Source organism: Serinibacter arcticus, from assembly GCF_003121705.1.
Lineage (GTDB): Bacteria > Actinomycetota > Actinomycetes > Actinomycetales > Beutenbergiaceae > Litorihabitans.
In genome coordinates this window covers 3,188,058-3,207,344 of sequence record NZ_PYHR01000002.1, presented here as the reverse complement: position 1 = coordinate 3,207,344, position 19,287 = coordinate 3,188,058, and the positions used below count along the sequence as shown (strand labels likewise).

At 74.2% G+C, this 19,287-nt stretch carries 15 protein-coding genes and 1 tRNA gene; 7 read left to right on the top strand and 9 right to left on the bottom strand.

Features of this window, described 5'->3' with window-relative positions:
- The first annotated feature begins 19 nt into the window (after nt 1–19).
- The 4 genes from cydB to C8046_RS14310 are packed head-to-tail and all read left to right on the top strand — an operon-like array spanning nt 20 to nt 6,448.
- On the top strand, nt 20–1,018 hold the full coding sequence (gene cydB / locus C8046_RS14325) for a cytochrome d ubiquinol oxidase subunit II (RefSeq protein ID WP_109230021.1): 999 nt from the start codon (nt 20–22) through the stop codon (nt 1,016–1,018).
- Nucleotides 1,015–4,476 carry a thiol reductant ABC exporter subunit CydC gene (gene cydC / locus C8046_RS14320; RefSeq protein WP_158277231.1) on the top strand — a complete coding sequence of 1,154 codons (3,462 nt, stop codon included), beginning with the start codon at nt 1,015–1,017 and terminating at the stop codon, nt 4,474–4,476. The genes cydB and cydC overlap by 4 nt, the downstream gene beginning before the upstream one ends.
- 2 nt (nt 4,477–4,478) lie before the next feature.
- Nucleotides 4,479–5,384, top strand: a complete 906-nt coding sequence (locus tag C8046_RS14315; protein ID WP_109230019.1) for an ATP-grasp fold amidoligase family protein — start codon at nt 4,479–4,481, stop codon at nt 5,382–5,384.
- 53 nt (nt 5,385–5,437) lie between these two features.
- Nucleotides 5,438–6,448, top strand: a complete 1,011-nt coding sequence (locus C8046_RS14310; protein ID WP_109230018.1) for an NAD-dependent epimerase/dehydratase family protein — start codon at nt 5,438–5,440, stop codon at nt 6,446–6,448.
- A gap of 52 nt (nt 6,449–6,500) precedes the next feature.
- Here the strand turns inward: C8046_RS14310 and C8046_RS14305 are convergent, their stop codons facing one another.
- The 7 genes from C8046_RS14305 to C8046_RS14275 form a co-directional block, all read right to left on the bottom strand.
- A complete protein-coding gene (locus C8046_RS14305) occupies nt 6,501–7,487 on the bottom strand; it encodes a LacI family DNA-binding transcriptional regulator (protein ID WP_109230017.1) in 987 nt (328 codons plus the stop codon).
- Nucleotides 7,484–8,767 (bottom strand): alkaline ceramidase, encoded by a 1,284-nt coding sequence (locus C8046_RS14300; protein ID WP_109230016.1) that lies wholly within the window; start codon nt 8,765–8,767, stop codon nt 7,484–7,486. Before C8046_RS14300 ends, C8046_RS14305 begins: the two co-directional genes overlap by 4 nt.
- The gene (locus C8046_RS14295) at nt 8,764–9,816 is read right to left on the bottom strand and encodes an N-acetylglucosamine-6-phosphate deacetylase (RefSeq protein WP_199224491.1); all 1,053 of its coding nucleotides are present in this window, start codon (nt 9,814–9,816) and stop codon (nt 8,764–8,766) included. Before C8046_RS14295 ends, C8046_RS14300 begins: the two co-directional genes overlap by 4 nt.
- A gap of 91 nt (nt 9,817–9,907) precedes the next feature.
- Nucleotides 9,908–10,660, bottom strand: a complete 753-nt coding sequence (locus tag C8046_RS14290) for a sugar isomerase domain-containing protein (RefSeq protein WP_109230015.1) — start codon at nt 10,658–10,660, stop codon at nt 9,908–9,910.
- Nucleotides 10,657–11,403: a 6-phosphogluconolactonase gene (locus C8046_RS14285; protein WP_109230014.1), complete on the bottom strand. Its 747-nt coding sequence runs from the start codon at nt 11,401–11,403 to the stop codon at nt 10,657–10,659. Before C8046_RS14285 ends, C8046_RS14290 begins: the two co-directional genes overlap by 4 nt.
- A complete protein-coding gene (locus tag C8046_RS14280; protein ID WP_109230013.1) occupies nt 11,400–12,704 on the bottom strand; it encodes an AGE family epimerase/isomerase in 1,305 nt (434 codons plus the stop codon). The genes C8046_RS14285 and C8046_RS14280 overlap by 4 nt, the downstream gene beginning before the upstream one ends.
- Complete coding sequence (locus C8046_RS14275; protein WP_109230012.1) at nt 12,701–14,281, bottom strand: sodium:solute symporter family protein; 1,581 nt, start codon at nt 14,279–14,281, stop codon at nt 12,701–12,703. Before C8046_RS14275 ends, C8046_RS14280 begins: the two co-directional genes overlap by 4 nt.
- 282 nt (nt 14,282–14,563) lie before the next feature.
- Between C8046_RS14275 and C8046_RS14270 the strand changes: the two genes are divergently transcribed.
- The gene (locus C8046_RS14270; protein ID WP_235866338.1) at nt 14,564–15,826 is read left to right on the top strand and encodes an AI-2E family transporter; all 1,263 of its coding nucleotides are present in this window, start codon (nt 14,564–14,566) and stop codon (nt 15,824–15,826) included.
- A gap of 89 nt (nt 15,827–15,915) precedes the next feature.
- On the opposite strand, the gene C8046_RS14265 is transcribed toward C8046_RS14270, so the two are convergent.
- A complete protein-coding gene (locus C8046_RS14265) occupies nt 15,916–16,929 on the bottom strand; it encodes a LacI family DNA-binding transcriptional regulator (RefSeq protein ID WP_109230010.1) in 1,014 nt (337 codons plus the stop codon).
- Nucleotides 16,930–17,031: 102 nt separating this feature from the next.
- On the opposite strand from C8046_RS14265, the gene C8046_RS14260 reads away from it, so the two are divergent.
- Both C8046_RS14260 and C8046_RS14255 read left to right on the top strand, forming a co-directional pair.
- Complete coding sequence (locus C8046_RS14260) at nt 17,032–18,291, top strand: MFS transporter (protein ID WP_109230009.1); 1,260 nt, start codon at nt 17,032–17,034, stop codon at nt 18,289–18,291.
- A 9-nt stretch (nt 18,292–18,300) separates the two neighbouring features.
- Nucleotides 18,301–18,975, top strand: a complete 675-nt coding sequence (locus C8046_RS14255; protein WP_109230008.1) for a hypothetical protein — start codon at nt 18,301–18,303, stop codon at nt 18,973–18,975.
- Between the two features lie 155 nt (nt 18,976–19,130).
- Here C8046_RS14255 and C8046_RS14250 read toward each other — a convergent pair.
- Nucleotides 19,131–19,217: transfer RNA gene (locus C8046_RS14250), tRNA-Ser, on the bottom strand.
- Between the last annotated feature and the right edge of the window lie 70 nt (nt 19,218–19,287).

Below are 19,287 nucleotides of genomic sequence, written 5' to 3'. Positions count from 1 at the left end.
CCACCCCTGGAGGACTCCCGTGGATCTCGCCGTGCTCTGGTTCGGCCTCGTCGTGCTGTGCTGGGTGCTGTTCCTGGTGCTGGAGGGCTTCGACTTCGGCGTCGGCATGCTCGCGCCCGTGCTCGGCCGCGACGCCCCGCAGCGCGGGGCCGCCCTGCGCACGATCGCGCCGGTCTGGGACGGCAACGAGGTCTGGCTCGTGGCCGCCGTCGGGGTCACGTTCGCCGCCTTCCCCGACTGGTACGCCTCGATGCTGTCCGGGCTCTACCTCCCGATGGTCGCGCTGCTGCTCGGCCTCGCGGTGCGCGGCGTGGCGCTGGAGTTCCGGGGCAAGAAGGACGACGACGCGTGGCGCACCCGCTGCGACCTCGCCCTCGCCTTCAGCTCGGCCGCCGTCGCCGCGATCCTCGGCGCCGTGCTCGGCGTCCTGGCGGGCGGGCTCGCGATCGGGGCCGACGGCGAGGTCGCCGCGACCGGCGGCGCGCTGGCCCGCACCCTCGGCGTGCTCGTCACCCCGGCCGCGCTGATCGGCGCCGCGGTGGGTGTGACGTCCGCCCTGCTGCTGGGCGCGACGTACCTCTCCCTGCGGACCACCGGACCGGTGCGTGAGCGCGCCCGCTCGTGGGTCGCCCCCGCCGCCGGTGCGCTGGCCCTGGCCGCGATGCTCGCCGTCGCCACCAGCGGGCTCCCCTGGTGGCTCGGCGCCGTCGCCGTCGCGCTCCTCGGTGCGGGGGTCCTGGCCAGCCGGCGCGGGCGCGAGGGCTGGGCGTTCGCGGTCGTCGTCGTGCTGCAGGCGCTCGTGGTGGTCGCGCTGTTCGTGCGCGGGGCGCCGGTGCTCCTGGCGAGCACGCTCGACCCGGCCTGGTCGATCACGATCGCGAGCGCCGCCGCGAGCGACACCGCGCTCACCACGATCAGCTGGGCCGCGCTGTTCATCCTGCCGGGCGTGCTGGTCTACCAGGCGCTGGCGTACTGGGTCTTCCGGCGTCGGGTCTCCAGCGACCCGGTCCCCACGTGAGCACGCCGACGCGGCCGCGCGGCCCGGTCGACGTCCGTCTGCTGCGGCTGGCCCGGCCGGCCGGCGCCTCGCTCGTCGTCCTCGTCCTGCTCTCGGTGCTGCAGGCCGCGACGGCGCTCGGCCTCGCGCTCGGCGCGGGCGGGCTCGTCGTCGCCGTCCTCGACGACGGACCCTGGCCGACGTGGCTCGCGGTCCTGGCGGCCTCGGTGCTCGTCCGCACCGTCGCCGCCGGGCTGCTCCCGCGCGCCGCGGAACGCGTCTCGGCCACCGTGATCGCGGGCGCCCGGCGCGACGGTCTGCGCGCGCTGGCCCGGCGGGGTGGGCGCCCTGCGTCGGCATCGCCGGCGGGCGGCCCGACGCCGGACGTCGCCGTCCTGCTCACCACCGGTCTCGAGCCGCTGCGGCCCTGGTTCGCCTCCTACCTGCCCTCGCTCGTCGTGGCCGCGGTGCTGCCCGCCGCCGCGGTGCTGCTGCTCGCCGTCGTCGACTGGCCCTCGGCCACCACCGTGCTGCTGACGCTGCCCCTCGTGCCGATCTTCGCGGCACTCATCGGCTGGGCGACGCAGCGCCGCGCGGACGCGCAGTACGAGCGCGGCGGCCGGCTCGCCGGCCACTTCCTCGACGTCGTGCGCGGACTCGTCACGCTGCGGCTGTTCGACCGCGCCGAGCGCCAGGTGGTCGAGGTCAGGCGCACCAGCCGTCGCTACGCGCGCGCCACGACCAAGGTGCTCGGCCTGGCGTTCCTCTCCTCCACGGCGCTGGACCTGGTGGCCACCGTCTCGGTCGGCCTGGTCGCCGTCGGGGCCGGAGTCCGGCTGGCCGGGGGCGAGCTCGGGCTCTGGACCGCGCTCGTGGCGATCCTGCTGGCCCCCGAGGCCTACCGCCCGCTGCGCGAGGCCGGGGCCCAGTTCCACGCGTCCGCGCAGGCGGGCGCCGTGATGGACCGGCTGGAGGCGCTGCTGGGCGGCGACGACGGCGCGACCGCTCCCCCGGCCGCCGCGGTCGCCGGCACGCGCGCCGCTACGGACGCCGGCTCAGGCGCTCGGGCGAGCGACGTCGTCGTGCACTTCCGCGGCCGGCGGCACGCCCTCCGGCTGCCCGACGTCACGGTCGCCCCCGGCGAGGTCGTCGCGCTGCTCGGGCCGTCCGGCTCGGGCAAGACGACCCTGCTGCGCGTGCTCGCGGGACGCCAGGCGCCGCTGACCGGTTCGGCCGACGCCGACGGAGCCCTGCTCGTGCCGCAGCGCCCGTCGCTGCCGCTCGCGCGCACCGTTCGTGAGGCCCTGGCCCTCGTCGGCGGCGAGGCCCCCGAGGCCGAGGCCCGCGCCGTCCTCGACGGCGTCGGGCTGGCCGCCGTCTCGCTGGACGGCCTGCTCGGCGACGACGGCACCGGGCTCTCCCAGGGCCAGCGCCACCGCGTCGCGCTCGCCGCCGCGGCGCTGCGCACCCGCCTCGCCCTCGCCGCGGGCGAGAGCTTCACGCTGCTGCTCGACGAGCCGACGGCGCACCTGGACGCCACCTCCGAGCGCAGCGTCGTGACGCTGCTGACCGACCTGGCGCACGACGGCGCCGCGGTGCTCGTGGCGACGCACCGACCCGCCGTCGCCGGGGCCGCGTCCCGCGTCGTGTACGTGGACACCGCCGTGGAGGCCCACGAGGTCGTGCCGGTGACGCCGGCAGCCCCGGCGGCCCCGGTCGCGTCGAGCGGCGCCGACCCCGATCCCGACGGCGATGACGACGACGACGCACGCGCCGACGGCCTCCTGTCCGGCCTGCGTCGCCGCTGGGACCGCCTCGCCGCCCGCCCCCGGTTCGCGCTCGCCGCCGCCGCCGGCGCGGCCGCGCTGCTGTCCGGCGTCGGCCTCACCGTCGCCGCCAGCTGGATGATCGTGCGCGCCGACAGCCAGCCGCCCATCCTCACGCTGTCGCTCAGCGTGGTCGCGGTGCGCGCGTTCGCGATCGCCCGGCCGCTGTGGCGCTACCTCGAGCGGATGGCCTCGCACGACGCCGGGCTCGGGCTGCTCGCGCGGTGGCGCGGCGACGTCGTGGCAGCGCTCATCCCCCTCGTGCCCGGCCGGCTCACCGCCCGCCGCGGCGCCCTGCTCGCACGCGTGGTCGACGACGTCGACCTGCGCCTGGACGGTGTCGTGCGCGGAGCCGTGCCGCTGGCGTCCGGGCTGGCGGCGCTCGGCGTCGTCGGGCTCGGCCTGCTCTGGCTGCTGCCGGCCGCCCTCGTGCCGTACCTGGTCGCGGTGCTGCTCTGCGCCGTCGTCGCGCCGCGATACCTGGGACGGGCCGAGCGCCGCGACGCGCTGCGGCGCTGGGCCGCGCACGACGACCTGCGGGACGCGGTCGTCGGCGGCGCCGAGAACGTCGACGTGCTCGACGGCACGCTGCTGGCCGAGATCGAGGCCCGCGCCGCGGCGTCGGAGCGCGAGGAGGTCGGGGCCGCCCGGACCGAGGGCGCCGGACGCGCGCTCGCCGAGCTCGGGGCGACCGTCGCCGCCGTCGGGATCGCGGCGGTGGCGGCCCTCACGGCCGCGGGTGGGTCCGGGGCCGTGAGCCCCGAGACCGTCGGCATCCTCGTGCTGGGTGCGCTGGTGCTCGGCGAGGTGCTCGTCGGGCTCGCCCCGGCGTCGCTCGCGCTGCAGCGCGGACGCGACGCGCGGGCGCGGCTGCACGCCCTGGCGGCGGAGTCGGCGGCCGTGCGCTCAGCCACCCCCGCCGAGGACGCAATCGAGCCCGAGGCCGCGACGACGGGAGACGCGACGGCGCCGCTCGACCTGCGGGACGTGAGCGTCGGCTGGGACGGACACCCCGCCGTCGAGCACGTCTCGTTCCAGCTCGAGGCCGGTCGGACCCACGCCATCCGCTGGGCCTCCGGTACCGGAAAGTCCACGCTCGCGAACGTCGTGCTCGGCCTGCGGCCCCCGATCGCGGGCTCCGTGCGGGTGGCCGGGCTGAGGCCCGAGGTCGCGCGCGAGCAGGGCCTGGTCGCGCTGGCCGGCGACGCCGACCACGTGTTCGCGACCACCGTCCGGGAGAACCTGAGGCTCGCGCGCCCGGAGGCGGACGACGGCGAGCTGGTCGCCGCGCTGCTCGCGGCGCACCTCGGGCCGTGGTGGGCGGGCCTGGAGGACGGCCTCGACACGTGGATCACGGCCGAGCAGCTCTCCGGCGGCGAGCGACGGCGGCTCGTGCTCGCGCGCGCCCTGCTGCGCGACCCGGAGGTCCTCGTGCTCGACGAGCCGACCGCCGGCCTCGACCCCGCGACCGCGGCCGCCCTGCTGGGCGACCTCCACGAGGACGCCGAGCGTCGCGGCCGGGCGCTGCTGGTGATGGAGCACCGGTCCTCCGGGAGCGAGGCCCCGCCGTCGGACGGGGACGCCGTCCTTCCCCGCGAGGCTGCGCGAGCGCACACTGGCGAGATGCCTCTCGCCACCCTCCACCAGCCCTGACGTTGACCGTCTCCTCGCTCCCCCGCGCCCGCTGGCGCGGCCGGTCCCGCCTCGTGCGCCTCATCCGGCTCTGGCGGACGCGGAACCCGCGCCTGTTCACGGAGAAGGTCCGCTACAAGATGCTGCGGGACCACCGCGAGCTGCTGGTGACGTTCGCCGACAAGGCCGCGGTGCGCGACCACGTCGCCGCGCTGGTCGGGGAGGACCTGCTGCCCCGCGTCCACGCCGTGCTCGAGGACGCGGACGACCTCCTCGCGCTCGACCTGCCGCCTGAGCACGTCGTGAAGCCGACGCACGGGAGCGGCGCGGCGATCGTGGTCTCCCGCCGTGCCCCCGCCGAGGCGGTGCTCCCGCGACCGGAGTGGGGCTGGGTCTACGCCCACGTGCGCCCGGCCGCCGCCGACCGCGCGGTGATCCGGGACATCGCGGCGGGCTGGACCGAGAAGCTGTACGGCCGGGGCCCGAACGAGGAGTGGGCGTACAGCCGGGTCCGCCCGCGGATCATCGTGGAGGAGGTGCTCGTCGGCGCGGACGGCGGCATCCCCGACGACTACAAGTTCTTCGTCTTCCACGGCGTCTGCCACTACGTCCAGGTGGACGCGGCGCGCTTCGAGGGTCGGACGCAGGACTTCTACGACCGCGACTTCACCCACCTCCCCCTCAGCGGCGGCCCGCCGTGGGCCGATCCGCCCCGGCGCACCCCGGCCCGGCTGGGCGAGATGGTCACGATCGCCGAGCGGCTCGCCGTCGGCACCGACTTCGTGCGGGTCGACCTCTACCTGCTGCCCGACCGGATCGTCTTCGGGGAGCTGACGAGCTACCCCGCCGGCGGCCACAGCCCGTTCCACCCGGCCCGGTTCGACGCCGAGTTCGGGAGCCGCTGGACGGTGCCGCGCCGCTACGCGTGAGGCGAGGACGACTCAGGAGGTGGCCGCCCGCGCAGGCTCGTTAGGGTGGCCGTATGACTGCGCTGCGAGTCCTCTTCATCGGCGGTAACGGCACGATCAGCGCGGCCTCGAGCCGTCTGGCGATCGAGCGGGGCCACGACCTCACCCTGCTCAACCGGGGCGTCTCGGCGGGCTCGGACGCTCCCGACGCACGACCGGCGATCGAGGGCGCCCGCTCGCTGATCGGCGACGCCGGTGACCCGGACTCCCTCCGCTCCGCCGTCGCGGGCAAGGAGTGGGACGTCGTGGTGAACTTCCGGTCGTTCACCCCCGCGCAGGCCGCGGCCGACGTCGAGATCTTCGACGGCGCTGTCGGCCAGTACGTCTACATCTCCTCCGCCTCGGCGTACGCCAAGCCCGTGGAGCACCTGCCGATCACCGAGTCGACGCCGCTGAAGAACCCGTTCTGGCAGTACTCGCGGGACAAGATCGCGAGCGAGGACCTGCTCGTGCGGGCCTGGCGCGACCGCGACTTCCCGGCCACGATCGTCCGCCCCAGCCACACCTACGACGAGCGCAGCATCCCGATCCCGGGCCGCTGGACGGCGATCGACCGGATGCGACGCGGGCTGCCGGTGCCGGTGATCGGCGACGGCACCTCGCTGTGGACGCTGACGCACACGCGCGACTTCGCCGTCGCCCTCGTCGGGCTGCTCGGCGACCGTCGCGCGGTCGGCGACACCTTCCACATCACCTCGGACGAGGTGCTCACCTGGGCCCAGATCACGCGCATCCTCGCCCGCGCCGCCGGCGCCGGCGAGCCGGAGCTCGTCCCCGTCACGGGACGCGAGATCGGGCGCGAGCTGCCCGACGAGCTCGACGGGCTGATCGGGGACAAGGTGCACTCGGTGGTCTTCGACAACAGGAAGGTCAAGGCGCTGGTGCCCGAGTTCACCGCCACCACCCGGTACTGGCAGGGCGCCGCGGAGGTCATGGCCTGGCGCGACGCCGACGAGCGCCGCCGCGTGGTCGATCCCGAGCTCGACGCCGCGCTGGACCGGCTCGTCGCCCGCTTCGGGTCGTAGGAAGGGGCGCGGACGAGCATCTCGGGACGAACGACCGCACGGGACGCGCGTCTCAGCCGGGCGGTGGCCCGGTGGTCGCCCGGAGCACGAGCTCCCCGTCGAGCACCGAGCGCCCGGGGGGCAGCAGCATCCGGGCGGGGCTCCCCACGAGCGTCTCGACGGCGAGCCGTCCCGCCTCGGTCACCCGGAGCGCGATGCTCGAGAGCGGCGGGTGCGTGGTGACCGCGATGGTGTCGTCGCACCCGAGCACGCTCACGTCCTGCGGAACGCCACGTCCACGCGCGACCAGGGAGTCGACGACGCCGTGGGCGATCACGTCGTCGAAGGCGACGACGGCGGTGACCGACTCGGCGATCAGCGCCTCGCCGGTGCCGAACGCCTCGGCGTAGGTGCCGGTGGCCGTCTCCACCACCGCGACGTGCTCGGCGCGCTCCCGCAGGGTCGCGCTCACGCACGCCAGCCGCTCCTGGTGCGCCCACGCCAGCCGTGGTCCACCGACGTAGGCGAACCGGCGGTGACCGAGCCCGAGCAGGTGCTCGATGCCGGCGGTGAGCGCGCGTTCCGCGCTGGCCAGCACGCGCGAGGTCCCGTCGACGTCGCGGTTGACGTAGACGATCCGCTGGCGCTGCGCGATCGCCGCCACGTCCGAGGCGGACGCGCGCGGTCCGACGACCACGAGACCCTGGACCTGCGGCGCCAGCCGTTGGACCAGCCGGAGCTCCCGTTCGGGATCGCCGTCGCTGTCCGCGGCGATCACGGCGTAGCCGAGGTCCTCCGCGGTGCGCTGGGCGCTGCGCAGCAGCGGCGGGAAGAACGGGTTGGCGATGTCAGGCACGACCACCCCGAGCGTGTGCTGGAGCCCCGTGCTGAGCGCGCGGGCGTGCGCGTTCGGCACGTAGCCCATGGCGGCCGCGGTCCGCGTCACGCGCTCGACGGTCTCGGGGCGCAGGAGACGGGGCGCCGTGAACGCGCGCGACACCGTGGAGGCCGAGACGCCCAGCTCGCGAGCGACCTCGGTGATCGTCGGGGGGCGCCTCATGCGCGCATCGGACACGCCATCACCGCCTCGCGCTGGAGGATCTCGGCGGCGCCGCGCGCGAACGGGGCGGGCATGCCGTAGTACCGGTGCGCGTCCACGACCTCGTACCCGCCCTCCTCGTACGCCTCGGCGGGCGGCACGTAGCCGGGACACCCGTCGGTGTAGCCGACGACGAGCACGTCCCGCACGGCGCCGCGCGTCCGTTCGCGCACACCCCGTGCCACCGCCTCCGCGGTGACGAGGAACGGCTCGCCCGGCAGCGCGACGAGGGCGACGTCGCCCCACCGCACCACGGTCACGGAACCTCGCCACGACGACGGAACCTCCTCGGCGTCCTCCGCGGTCATCGCATCGGACCACACGAGCCACGCCTCGAGGAGCCGCCGCCGTCCGGGTTGCGCCTCCTGGATCTCGGCTCGCCAGCGCGCGGCCTCGCGCGCCACCTCCCCCGGATCCACGGGCGTCAGCGGGAGGTCGACGTCGTGCCGCGAGACGGCGACGGCGTCGCAGGCCACCCGGCGCGTCCGGCCGCGGACGAGGGCGTCGGCCACCCGCGCCCCCACGCGTTCGGCTCGCTGCGGCGTCCGGTCGGGTGCGGGTTCGTCGGAGAACGACGCGGCGGCGGCATGACCGGTGTTCACGTCTCCCGCGCAGCCGGTGAGGAACACGCAGGGTGCTCCGCCGTCGTACCTCTCGAGCGCCCGCCGGACGTGACCGACGTAGTCGGCCGAGTGGAGCCGGTTCGCGGCGTCGAGGACGACGGGGTGGCACGGGAACGTCACGATCCGGGCGTGGACGCGGCCGTCGGCGGTGCGGGCCACGAGCGAGAGCGCCGGTGGTGAGAGACGGCGGCCGTCGTGGCGCCGGTCGTGCGCCACCCCGGTCACCGGGGCGGCAGCGTGCTCCACGGTGCAGGGCTCCCGGGCCTCCGTCGCCGCCGCCGCGGCCGTGACGGCCGCCGTCACGAGAGTCGCGACCGCGTCGGGCGCGGCACCGCCGAGCGCGCCCGGCATCGCGCCGGGGGCGGCGTGCGTGTGCGTCGCGTGCACCAGGACGGTGTGCGGCGAGTCGGGCCGGACGGCGCGCTGCACCGCCTCGCACGTCGACCGGTCGAGCCCGCAGACGTCGACGGCGACGATCACGACCTCGGCCAGCACCACGGCGCGCACGGTCAGCTGGTCGAGCACCCCGACGCTCGGCCCCGAGCGGGCGGCGAACCCCGCCATCGGGCTCCCGACCGGCAGGGGCAGCGCGCACACCGCCGCGCCGACCTCGATCACGGGATCAGCCGCCCGCCGCGCCGGACCTCGTGAACGCTGCCGTCGGGCCCCAGCAGGAGCAGGTCGGCGGGTGACCCGATCGCGAGCGGCAGCGCGAGCCTCGCGATCCGCGCCGGGACGAACGACACGAGATCGACGGCCTCGGCGAGGGTCGTCGAGGTCTCCGCGAGCACGTGGCGGAGCCCGTCGGCGAGCGAGCGCGCGGCCCCGGCGAGCAGGTCGGAGCCCACGGGCGAGAGCCGTCCCTCGGCCGTCAGCTCCACCTCGCCACCGACCGGTGTCGCGTAGCGGCCCGGCGGCAGACCGGCGAGCGCGGTCGCGTCCGAGACGAGGAACGCGCGGCCCGGGCCCTTGGCCCGCAGCATGGCCTGCAGCGTGTCCGCCGGCAGGTGGTGCCCGTCCGCGATGAGGCCGCAGGTCAGCGCGTCCTCGGCCAGCTGGGCCCAGAGCACGTTCGGGTGCCGTGGGAGCGTGGTGGCGACTCCGTTGCCGAGGTGCGTGGACAGGTTCGCCCCGGCCCGCACGGCGTCGCGGACCTGCGCGGGGGTGGCGTGCGTGTGGCCGATCGCGACCTGGACCCCGAGCGCGACGACGCGCGCGACGTGCGCGGCGGCGTCGGGGGTGTGGGGCGAGACGGTCACGATCCCGACCGGCCCGGCGGCGCACCACCGCGCGACCTCGTCCGCGTCGAGATCGCGCACGTGCGCCGGGTCGTGCACGCCACGGGCCCCGTCCTGGACGGACAGGAACGGACCCTCGACGTGCACGAACGGCACGGCGGCCGCGACCTCGGGCGACTCCTCGCGCGCCGTCGCGACGGCACGCACGGCCGCGACGATGCGCTCCTCGGGTGCCGTGATGACGGTGGGCACCCAGGAGGTCACCCCGATCCGCGCGAGGGCCGCCGTGATCTCGTGGACGGCTCCGCGTGGGTCGTCGCCGTTGACGTCGTGGCCGGCGAACCCGTTGACCTGCAGATCGACCATTCCCGGCGCGAGCAGGGGCAGCTCGACCGAGCCGTCGGCCGGTCGCCGCTCGACCTCGCGCACCCGATCGTCGACCGTGACGCGCAGCGTGTCCCCCGTGCGCGGGCAGCGGCCCGTGACGGTCGTGGTCGAGCCCCGGGCCGGCCCCTCCCGGTCACAGCCACCTCACCCGGCGACGGAACTGCTCGAGGAACCGGGCGTTGGCCTCGTCCCCACCCGGTGCGTTGCCCGACCGCCACAGCGGGGGGTCGACACCGGCAGCGACGAGCGCCTCGACCGTCTCCACCATGAGCCAGTTGAGGGTGAACGCGTTCGCGAACGTCGAGACCGCGCCCGTGCGCTCCGCCGCGCCGTCGACCTCGAGGACGGCGTCACCGACGGGAACCTTGGTGTCCACGTGGACGTCGACGAGATCGTGCAGGTTGCGCCCGCTCGGGTGCCGTGCCGGGTGGTCGGCGGCGGTGGCCTCGGCGTGCTCGCGGCTCGAGACCCCGACGAGCCGGACGCCGCGCTCGCGGGCCGTCAGGGCGGCGTCGACGAGGGCGGCGTTGATGCCGTACGCGTTGACGAGGACGAGCACGTCGCCCTCCCCGAGCTGGTTGTCGTCCACCACCAGCCGTCCGTACCCGGGAGTCCGCTCCATCGCCATCGACCGCAGCGCGCCGGACGAGAGCAGGGTCCCCTCGTCGAGGATCGCCGAGACGTGCATGAGACCTCCCGCACGGAAGAAGACCTCCTGCGCGGCGAGGTTGGAGTGGCCGCCGGGTCCGTAGACGTGCACGAGCCGGTCGGCCGCCACCTGGTCCCGCAACAGGTGCGACGCCCGGGTCACGGCGTCCGCCTCCTCGCGCAGGATCCGGTCCAGCAGCGCCGTGACGGCCGCGAGGTAGCGCGCGCCGGCCGTCACCGCGGGTCCGCCTCGGGGTCCAGGAACAGGTGGGCGTCCGGGTGCGTGCGCAGCGCCGTCCCGGGGTGGTCGCCGGAGATCGGCTCCTCGAGCGTGTCGCGCACGGCCTGGCGCTTGGCCGCCGTCGGAACGGAGACCACGAGCGTGCGAGCGTTCAGCAGTCTCGGGATCGTGACGGTGACGGCCTGCGGAGGGACCGCTGAGAGATCGGGGAAGTGACCCTCGTCGACCTGCTGCTGCCGCGAGGTCCGATCGAGCTCGACCACCCGCGCGGTGAGGGGGTCGGCGAGATCGGCCGGCGGATCGTTGAACGCCAGGTGGCCGTTCACCCCGAGGCCGCACAGCACGACGTCGAAGGGCGCGGTTCCCATCGCTCCACGGTAGGCCGCCGCCGCCTCCTCCGGTGGCGCGGACACGTCGATGCGGTGGAAGCGGCCGATCGGGACGGCGTCGAGGAGGTGCCGTTGCAACCAGGCGCCGAACCCCTGGGGGGCATCGGGGGCGAGGCCGACGTAGTCGTCCATGTGGAACGCCTCGACGCGATCCCAGGCGATGTCGTACCCCTGGGCGAGGGCTCGCAGCGTGGCCGCCTGGCTCGGGGCGGCGGCGAGCATCACGCGTGCGCCGCCCCGTTCCGAGACAGCCGTTCGCAGCCGGTCGGCGGCGACCGCGGCCGCGGCCTCGCCGAGGGTGGCGGCGTCGGGGAGCGTGCGGACGTGGAGCGGGTGCTGCGTCAGGATCATGCGGAGACCTCGCGATGGCTCGGGGTGGGGGTGGCGTCGGGGGTGACGCCGGGCGGGGCGGTGGGCATCACCGCGTCGGGGCGGACGTGGCCCAGGAGGATCAGCGACCGTGCGACGTGCAGCGGGTCCTTGACCGGCAGGGCCACGACGGCGTCGAGCGGGTCACCGGAGCGGTCGCGGATCTGCGTCCACTCCTGGCCGTCCGGCGCCGGGAACGTGCGCAGGCTCCAGTCGGCCACGCGGTCGTACCAGTCGGCGAGCACGGGCGAGTCGCACCGCCGCGCCAGCAGGGCGGTGGTGTACATCGCCTCCGCGTGCACCCACCACAGCTTGGTGTCCCACGTGTCGGTGACGAGACGTTCGTAGCGGTCCTCGCCGAGGCTGCGACCCCGGGGCGGTCCGCCATCGCGGTCGGTGTAGCGCAGCAAGCCGCCGTTCTCGGCGTCCCAGCCCGTCTCGAGCGCGCGCAGCGCGAGGTGCTCGAGCAGCGAGGCCTCGGCGGCGATCGCGGGCTCCTCCCGTGCGGCGTGCTCGAGCATCCACAGGCACTCGAGGAGGTGCCCCGGTGTGACGTGCCGGGCGATCAGGGTGTCGGTGTCGCCACCGTCGTCGTCGTCGCCACGGTCGTCCGGCCGCATCTCCCACCAGCGTCCGACGCCGAGGAGTCCGTGCGGGCCGACGAGGTCCGCCGCGGCCCGCAGCAGGACACCGCGGACCGCGTCTCCCCCGCCGGCGCGCCGGAGCTCCGCGGCGGTGTGCAGCAGCGTCATCGGTCCGGCGAGGTCGCGGTAGCCGGTCGGCACCGGATAGGGCTCGGTCGGAGCCGTGCGCGCGCCGATCGCGGCCTCGGCCTCGAGCAGCACCCGCTCGGCGACCGCCAGGTGCTGCGTCGCCCCCGCTCGCACGGCACCGGCGAGGCCGAGCACCGCGAACAGGTCGGCGAACACGCTGGAGTCGATCCGCCCCCCGGCCTGCGGCACGGGAACGGCGTCGACCGTGAGCTGGAACGCCGTCGTGCCGGTGGCGAGCAGGGCCCGCGACACGAGCACGTCCGCCGTGGCGCGTGACCGCTCCCGCCACCGCTCGGCGTCACCGGTCAGCCGGCCGGCGTCGATCTCGTCGGCGACCAGGGCCGCGAGCCACGCCCACCGACCCTGGGACCAGGTGTAGCGGTCCTCGGTCAGCACCCGGCCGTCTCCGGCGAGGCAGGTGCGAACCCCGCCGCGGTCGTCGTCGACGCCGTGGCGCTCCCACCAGGCGAGCACGTCGTGCTGCAGGTGCTCCCTGACCGTCGTGCTCACGGCGCCGCCTCGCCGCGGACGGCGCCGGCCGTGGTGGTCGGGTCGTCACGACGGTTCGTCGCTGCGGCGCGCGCCTCATCGTGTCCGTCCTCGCGACCGAGCGCCTCGACGAGCTCGTCGACCTCGGGGCGCACATCGGGCCGGATGACGCCGTACAGCACGAACACGATGATCGAGGCGGTGACGGGCGCAGCCACGGAGACCACCTGGGCGTTCGCCGAGCCGAGCCCGGCGATCTGATCGGTCAGCACGTAGCGGTTGACCGCGAACACCACGAGCCCGACGGCCCACGACGTGATCGCGGCGGCCGATCCGGACCGTCGGAAGGCCGGGAGCAGACCGAGCAGCATCGGCACGGCGATCGGGCCGACCAGGGCGCCGAACCACAGGATCAGGAGTCCGAGCACCCCTCCGAAGCTGTCCGAGGCCAGGGCGATGCCCATGGACAGCACGATGAACAGGAACGTCGTCAGCCGCGCCATGAAGAGCTCCCGGCGCTGCGGCAGGAACGACCTGTCCCGCCGCAGGGTCGGGATGATGTCCCGGACGACCACGGAGGAGATCGCGTTGGCGTCCGACCCCGTCATCGACATCGTGTGCGCGAACATCCCGGCGAGAACGAGCCCGACGAGACCCGGCGGCAGGAACTCCTGCGCCATCAACGCGTAGGACTCCTCGGGGTTGGCGAGGTTGGGGAAGAAGATCGGTGCGGCCCACATCGGCACGAAGAGCACGAGCGGCCAGACGAGGTAGAGCGCGCCCGAGTAGAGCATCGAGCGGCGAGCCTCCCGGCCGCTCTTCGTCGCGATCATCCGCATCGCCAGGTTCCAGGTGCCGCCGTTGTACGAGAGCGTCGAGATGAGGCAGTAGGCCAGGAAGAAGCCGACGGTGAGGTCGTTGTTGAACGGCGACGCGTGACCGGCGGGCAGCTGGTCCCACATCGTCCAGAGGGAGCTCACGCCGTCCAGCTGGACGATGACGATGCCGAACATGGCCACCGCCGCGACGAGCTGGATGAGGAACTGGCCGAGGTCGGTCATGACGTCCGCCCAGATGCCACCGATCGTGCAGTAGATCATCGTCACGCCCCCGACCACGAGGATCCCCCAGATCATCGGGAGGCCGGTGAAGACCTGCAGCAGGATCGCACTTGCCACCCACTTGGCGGCCACGTCGAAGATCTTCAGGGCGGCGCCCGACCACGCCAGCAGCTGCTCGGTGGGGACGTCGAAGCGTGTGGCGAGGTACTCCAGCGGGGAGATGATGCCGAGCCGCTGCCGCAGCCGCGGCCAGCGCGGGGCGAACAGCCAGGCGCCGACCGCGCAGGCGACGGTGATGCTCAGGGCCCACCAGACGTAGACCGCGAATCCGGTGGTGTAGGCGAGCGCCGCATAGCCGACGAAGACGGCCGCGGAGTAGCCGGACATGTGGTGGGAGATCCCCACCAGCCAGGCCGGCAGCTTGCCGCCGGCGACGTAGAAGTCCGAGGCGTCGGTGATCTTCTTTTTCGACCAGATCCCGATTCCGACCATGACGAGCATGTAGAGGCCGACGACGGCCCAGTCCAGAACACCCATGTGCTGTGCACCTCTCTGTGGGGCGAGTGCACGGGACGCTTGCATGCAAACGGTTGCACAACAAGGGGTTCCGCCCAGACGTCACGAAGATGTGACGCCGACGAAACGTCGGCCCCCGCGACTGCCGACAGCGTCTCGGTCCGGCGTTCCGCCCTGCGCCCGGTGGTGCGAGATCAGCGTCCCGGCCGTCCCATGGCGTTCAATGGACCCTCGGGACGTCGCGCGATCGCGCACGTCCCCTGTCGTCGCCGTCCGGGCGACGCCCTGACGGAGGTACTGATCGTGACCACCCCTGCTCGTCGCCGCCCCACCACCGCGGACGGGTCGCGCTCCGGCGTCGGCCGGCTGTGGTCCGACGGCGTGGGCACGGTCGGCACGCGTGCCGTGCAGTGGCTGGCGATCCTCGCGCTGGTCGCGGGCTTCGGCCTCCTGGTCACGCAGCTGACCCTGGTGGTCATCCCGGTGCTCATCGCACTGGTGCTCGCCTCGGCGATCTCGCCGCTCGTGCGGTGGCTGCGCGAGAAGGGGTGGCCCTCGATGCTGGCCACCTGGACCTCGTTGCTGGGGCTCCTCGCGCTGCTGTCGGCCATCGTGTGGGGCGTCGTGGAGACCGTGGCGCGGCAGTGGAGCGATCTCGTGGACTCCGCCGTCGACGGCATCGCGGCTCTCCAGGACCAGCTCACGGGCCTGCCGTTCGAGATCAGCGACGCGCAGATCGACGAGATCCAGTCCACGCTGACGGGCCTGCTGTCCTCCGACGGATTCTCCTCGGGCGTGATGGCGGGTGTCTCCGCCACCGCGAACTTCGTCACCGGCCTCGTGCTCGTGATCGTCGTGCTGTTCTTCTTCCTCAAGGACGGACCCCGCATCTGGGAGTTCCTGCTGCGCCCGTTCGAGGGCGAGTCCTACGAACGCGGTCGCCGCGTCGGCGGCAAGACGGTCCAGACGCTCGGCGGGTACGTGCGCGGGACGGCGATCGTCGCCGCCGTCGATGCGGTCGGCATCGGCATCGGTCTCGCGATCCTCGGCGTGCCGCTCGCACTCCCGCTGGCGGTGCTGACCTTCCTGCTGGCGTTCATCCCGCTGGTCGGCGCCACGCTGGCCGGCACGCTCGCGGCACTCGTCGCACTGGTGACCGACGGCCTCGGGTCGGCGATCATCGTCATCATCATCGTCGTCGGCGTGAACCAGCTCGAGGGCAACCTCCTCCAGCCCGTCATCATGGCGCGGTCGCTGCGCCTGCACCCGCTGGTCATCCTCGTCGCGCTGACGGCGGGCACCGTGACCGCGGGCATCACTGGCGCCGTGCTCGCCGTGCCGATCGCCGCGGCGATCTGGGGCGCCATCACGGTGTGGGACGGGCCGTCGACGCCCGCGAGGTTCGCGCGGCAGAAGCGTGAGGAGCGCGTCCACGTGGGCCACCACGGCGACGAGAAGGAGCACGACGACGAGGATGACCACGAGACCGTCGCCGTCGAGGACGTCACCGACGCGGCGACCCCCACCGAGACGGGCGAGCCCGGGACGTCTCGTCGCGCGACCTGACGCGCCGCCGGGCGAGGCCCTCCGCCGTCGACCCCGGGGTGACGCCCCGACGAGGCCACCCCGGCTCGGACCGCTGCCCGTCCCGGGTCCTAGGAGGAGCCGCGGACGAGCAGCTCGGGATGGATGACCGCATCGTCCGGCGGCATCGCTCCTGATCCGGACAGCACCCGCTCCAGCAGCTCCACGGTCGCCTCGGCCACGGCCACCTTGTCGATCGACACCGAGGTGAGCTCCGGGGTGACGTGCCGTCCGATCTCGAGGCCGTCCATCCCGATCACGGCCACGTCCTCCGGCACCGCGACCCCCAGGCGCACCAGCGTCTTGAGCACCCCGATCGCCATGATGTCGTTGTAGACGAGGATCGCGTCGGCGTCGGGCATCCGCCCCACGAGGAGCTCGGCCGCCTGGATACCACCCTCGAGGGACTCATCCGCCGAGACGACGGGGTTCTCGTTCCACCCGAGGTCGCGCTGCTGCAGGTAGTCGAGGTAGATGCCGCGCCGGTGGTCGGTTCCAAGATCGGAGTCGATGAACGCGATCCTCCGACGTCCGCCCCGGACCAGATGGTCGAGCGCAGCGGTCACGCCGGCGGTGGCATCGATCAGGACCCTCGCGCTCAGCCGTGGGTCCGCAGGCCCGTCGAGCATGATCACCGGCAGTCCGAAGCCGTTCTGCTTCGCGAGGGAGTCGGGGAGCAGCGCCATGGTGCCGGAGCGGCAGCCCGTCATGGCCAGCGCGTCGACTCGGGAGACGATCGACGCGAGCTGCTTGCGGGCCCTCTCGGGATCGGCACCGAGGTCGCAGAGCATGACGCTCCACTCCCGGTCGGCCGCGACCCGGGTGAAGGCGGAGGCGAGCTCGGCGAAGTAGGGGTTGCTCAGGTCGTCCAGCACGAGTCCGATCGTGGTGGAACGGCCCTGGACCATGCTCTGAGCAGCGCGGTTGGGCCGGTAGTTCAGGTCCGCAGCTGCCGCCAGCACGCGCGCCCTGGTCGTCGGGCTGACGTCGGCCATGTCGTTGATCGCCCGCGTCACCGTCTGCCGGGACACGCCGGCGAGAGCGGCGACGTCGAGGATCGTCGCCGCGCCCCGTGTCGTTGTCACGCCCCCACCGTACTGGTAGGTTCCTCAACCGTGAACGTTCACGGGCACCGACCCTGCCCCCGCCGTGAACGTTCACGGACCTGCGACCTCTGAACGGATCCCATGACTTCCTCGCCCCTCACGCACGCGGCTCCCGCCGCGCCCCGCACGGCCCAGCGCGCTCGCGTCGCGGTCGGCGTGCTGTTCTTCACCAACGGCGCCCTCATCGCCAACCTGCTCCCCCGCTACCCCGAGGTGAAGATCGATCTCGGCCTGACGAACGCCGCCTTCGGCGCAGCGGTCGCCGCCTACCCGCTGGGTGCGCTGGTGGCCGGGCTGAGCGCCGGACTGCTCATCCGCCGATTCCGGTCCTCCCGGGTCGCCGTCGCCGCCACGCTCGTGACGGCCGTCGGGCTCCTGCTCGTCGGGGTGGCGGCCGGCTGGATCGTCCTCGCCCTGGCGCTCTTCCTGGCCGGAGCGATGGACGCCGTCACCGACGTCGCGCAGAACTCCCACGGCCTGCGCGTGCAGCGGCTGTACCGCCGCTCCATCATCAACTCCTTCCACGCGATCTGGTCGATCGGCGCGGTCACGGGCGGGGCGATGGGAGCCCTCGCAGCTCAGCTCGGGGTCCCGCTGCTCCTGCACCTGGCGATCTCCGCGATCATCTTCGGAGCGATGGCGCTGCTGGGCTACCGCTGGCTCCTCGCCGGGCCGGAGCCCGATCCGAGCTCGGCCCAGGAGAGCGACGCCGTGAGCTCCCCCGTGGCGGGGGCGGACCGCGAGGACGCAGCCACCCCCGCCCGGCCCCTGATCGTCGGCGGACCCGTCGCGCGCTACGGCACGCTGCTCGCGCTCGTCATCATCGCGTCCGGCGGTGCCATCGTGGAGGACGCCGGCAGCTCGTGGTCGGCCATCTACCTCGCAGGCGACCTGGGCGCCTCGGCGTTCGTGGCCGGCCTCGGTTTCATCGCGCTGCAGGGCATGCAGTTCATCGGCCGCCTCCTCGGCGACCGGATGACCGATCACTACGGTCAGCGAGCGGTCGCCCGGACCGGTGGCCTCCTCGTCCTCGTCGGGATGGGGGCAGCGCTGGCGTTCCCGAGCCTCGTCGGCACGATCGTGGGCTTCGGCATCGCGGGCTTCGGCGTGGCGACGCTCATTCCCGCGGCCATGCAGAACGCCGACGAGCTGCCCGGATTCCGCCCCGGAACGGGCCTGACGATCGTCGGCTGGCTCCTCCGCCTCGGCTTCCTGATCTCCCCGCCCCTCGTCGGCGCCGTCGCTGACGCCTCCTCGCTCCGCCTCGGACTGATCATCGTGCCGGTCGCCGGCCTCCTCGTCCTGCTCTTCGCTCGCGTCCTCGCGACCCGCACCCGCTGAGGGATCGACATGCCACCAACCACGCCACGGCGGCTCGCCCTCACCGTCATCGCGGCGAGCTGCCTCGGACTCGTCCTCGGCGCGCTCCTGCACACCGCGGGCACCCACCAGAGCGAGAACGCGCTGCTCTGGTCCCTCGCCGGGCTCACCCTCGGAACCGGCCTGCTCGCGGCCGGCGCGAAGGAGAGGACCCCGCGCCCGTCCGGGGGCCAGGTCGCCCGTGGCGCCCGGTCCTCGCTCGCCCCCGCTCGACCATCGGCTCGGGGGCATCATGGCTCCATGACCAGCGGGCCGATCGCCGTGAACGACGTCTCCACCCTGGGCGCGAGGCTGGAGTTCGGCGACTCCGGCGTCGGAGCCTGGCCGGCCGACGGGACCCTCACGCTCAGCGACGGGTCGAGCGTGGTGTGGGAAGGACCGATGTCCGACGCCGCGATGCGTACCGCCGAGGCGGTCTGGACCACCCGGGCCAGGGCCCGCTCCCTGACGGGGAGCGAGAAGCGGGCGGTCCTCGAGGCGGCCGTGAACTCCGAGGCCTCCCGGCTCGGGCTTCACCCCCGCTGGTCGACCGCCTCGGTCGACGTCGACGACCTGACGGCCAGCGCGTCGCTCTCGGTGTCCGACGCGAGCACGGACCTGATGGCTCGGCCGCCACTGCGCCACCGGAACGGCCCGGCACGCTGACACCCACCACCCCCGCCACGGATCACCCACGAGATCCTGCGGGAGCTCAATGTCGATCTCACCCGCAACTACCAGCCCCAACACCCAAAATGAGCGATGGCCCGAACCCACATCCGTGGGTCCGGGCCATCGCGATGTCCTGAGACATCCATGGGCGGTAGCGGTGGGATTTGAACCCACGGTGGACTTTCACCCACACACGCTTTCGAGGCGTGCTCCTTAGGCCGCTCGGACACGCTACCTGGCCGGACGAGTCTACCCATGGCCCGGGAGTGCTCCGAACCAGGCTCGCTCCGTGGGCCTCGTCACCTC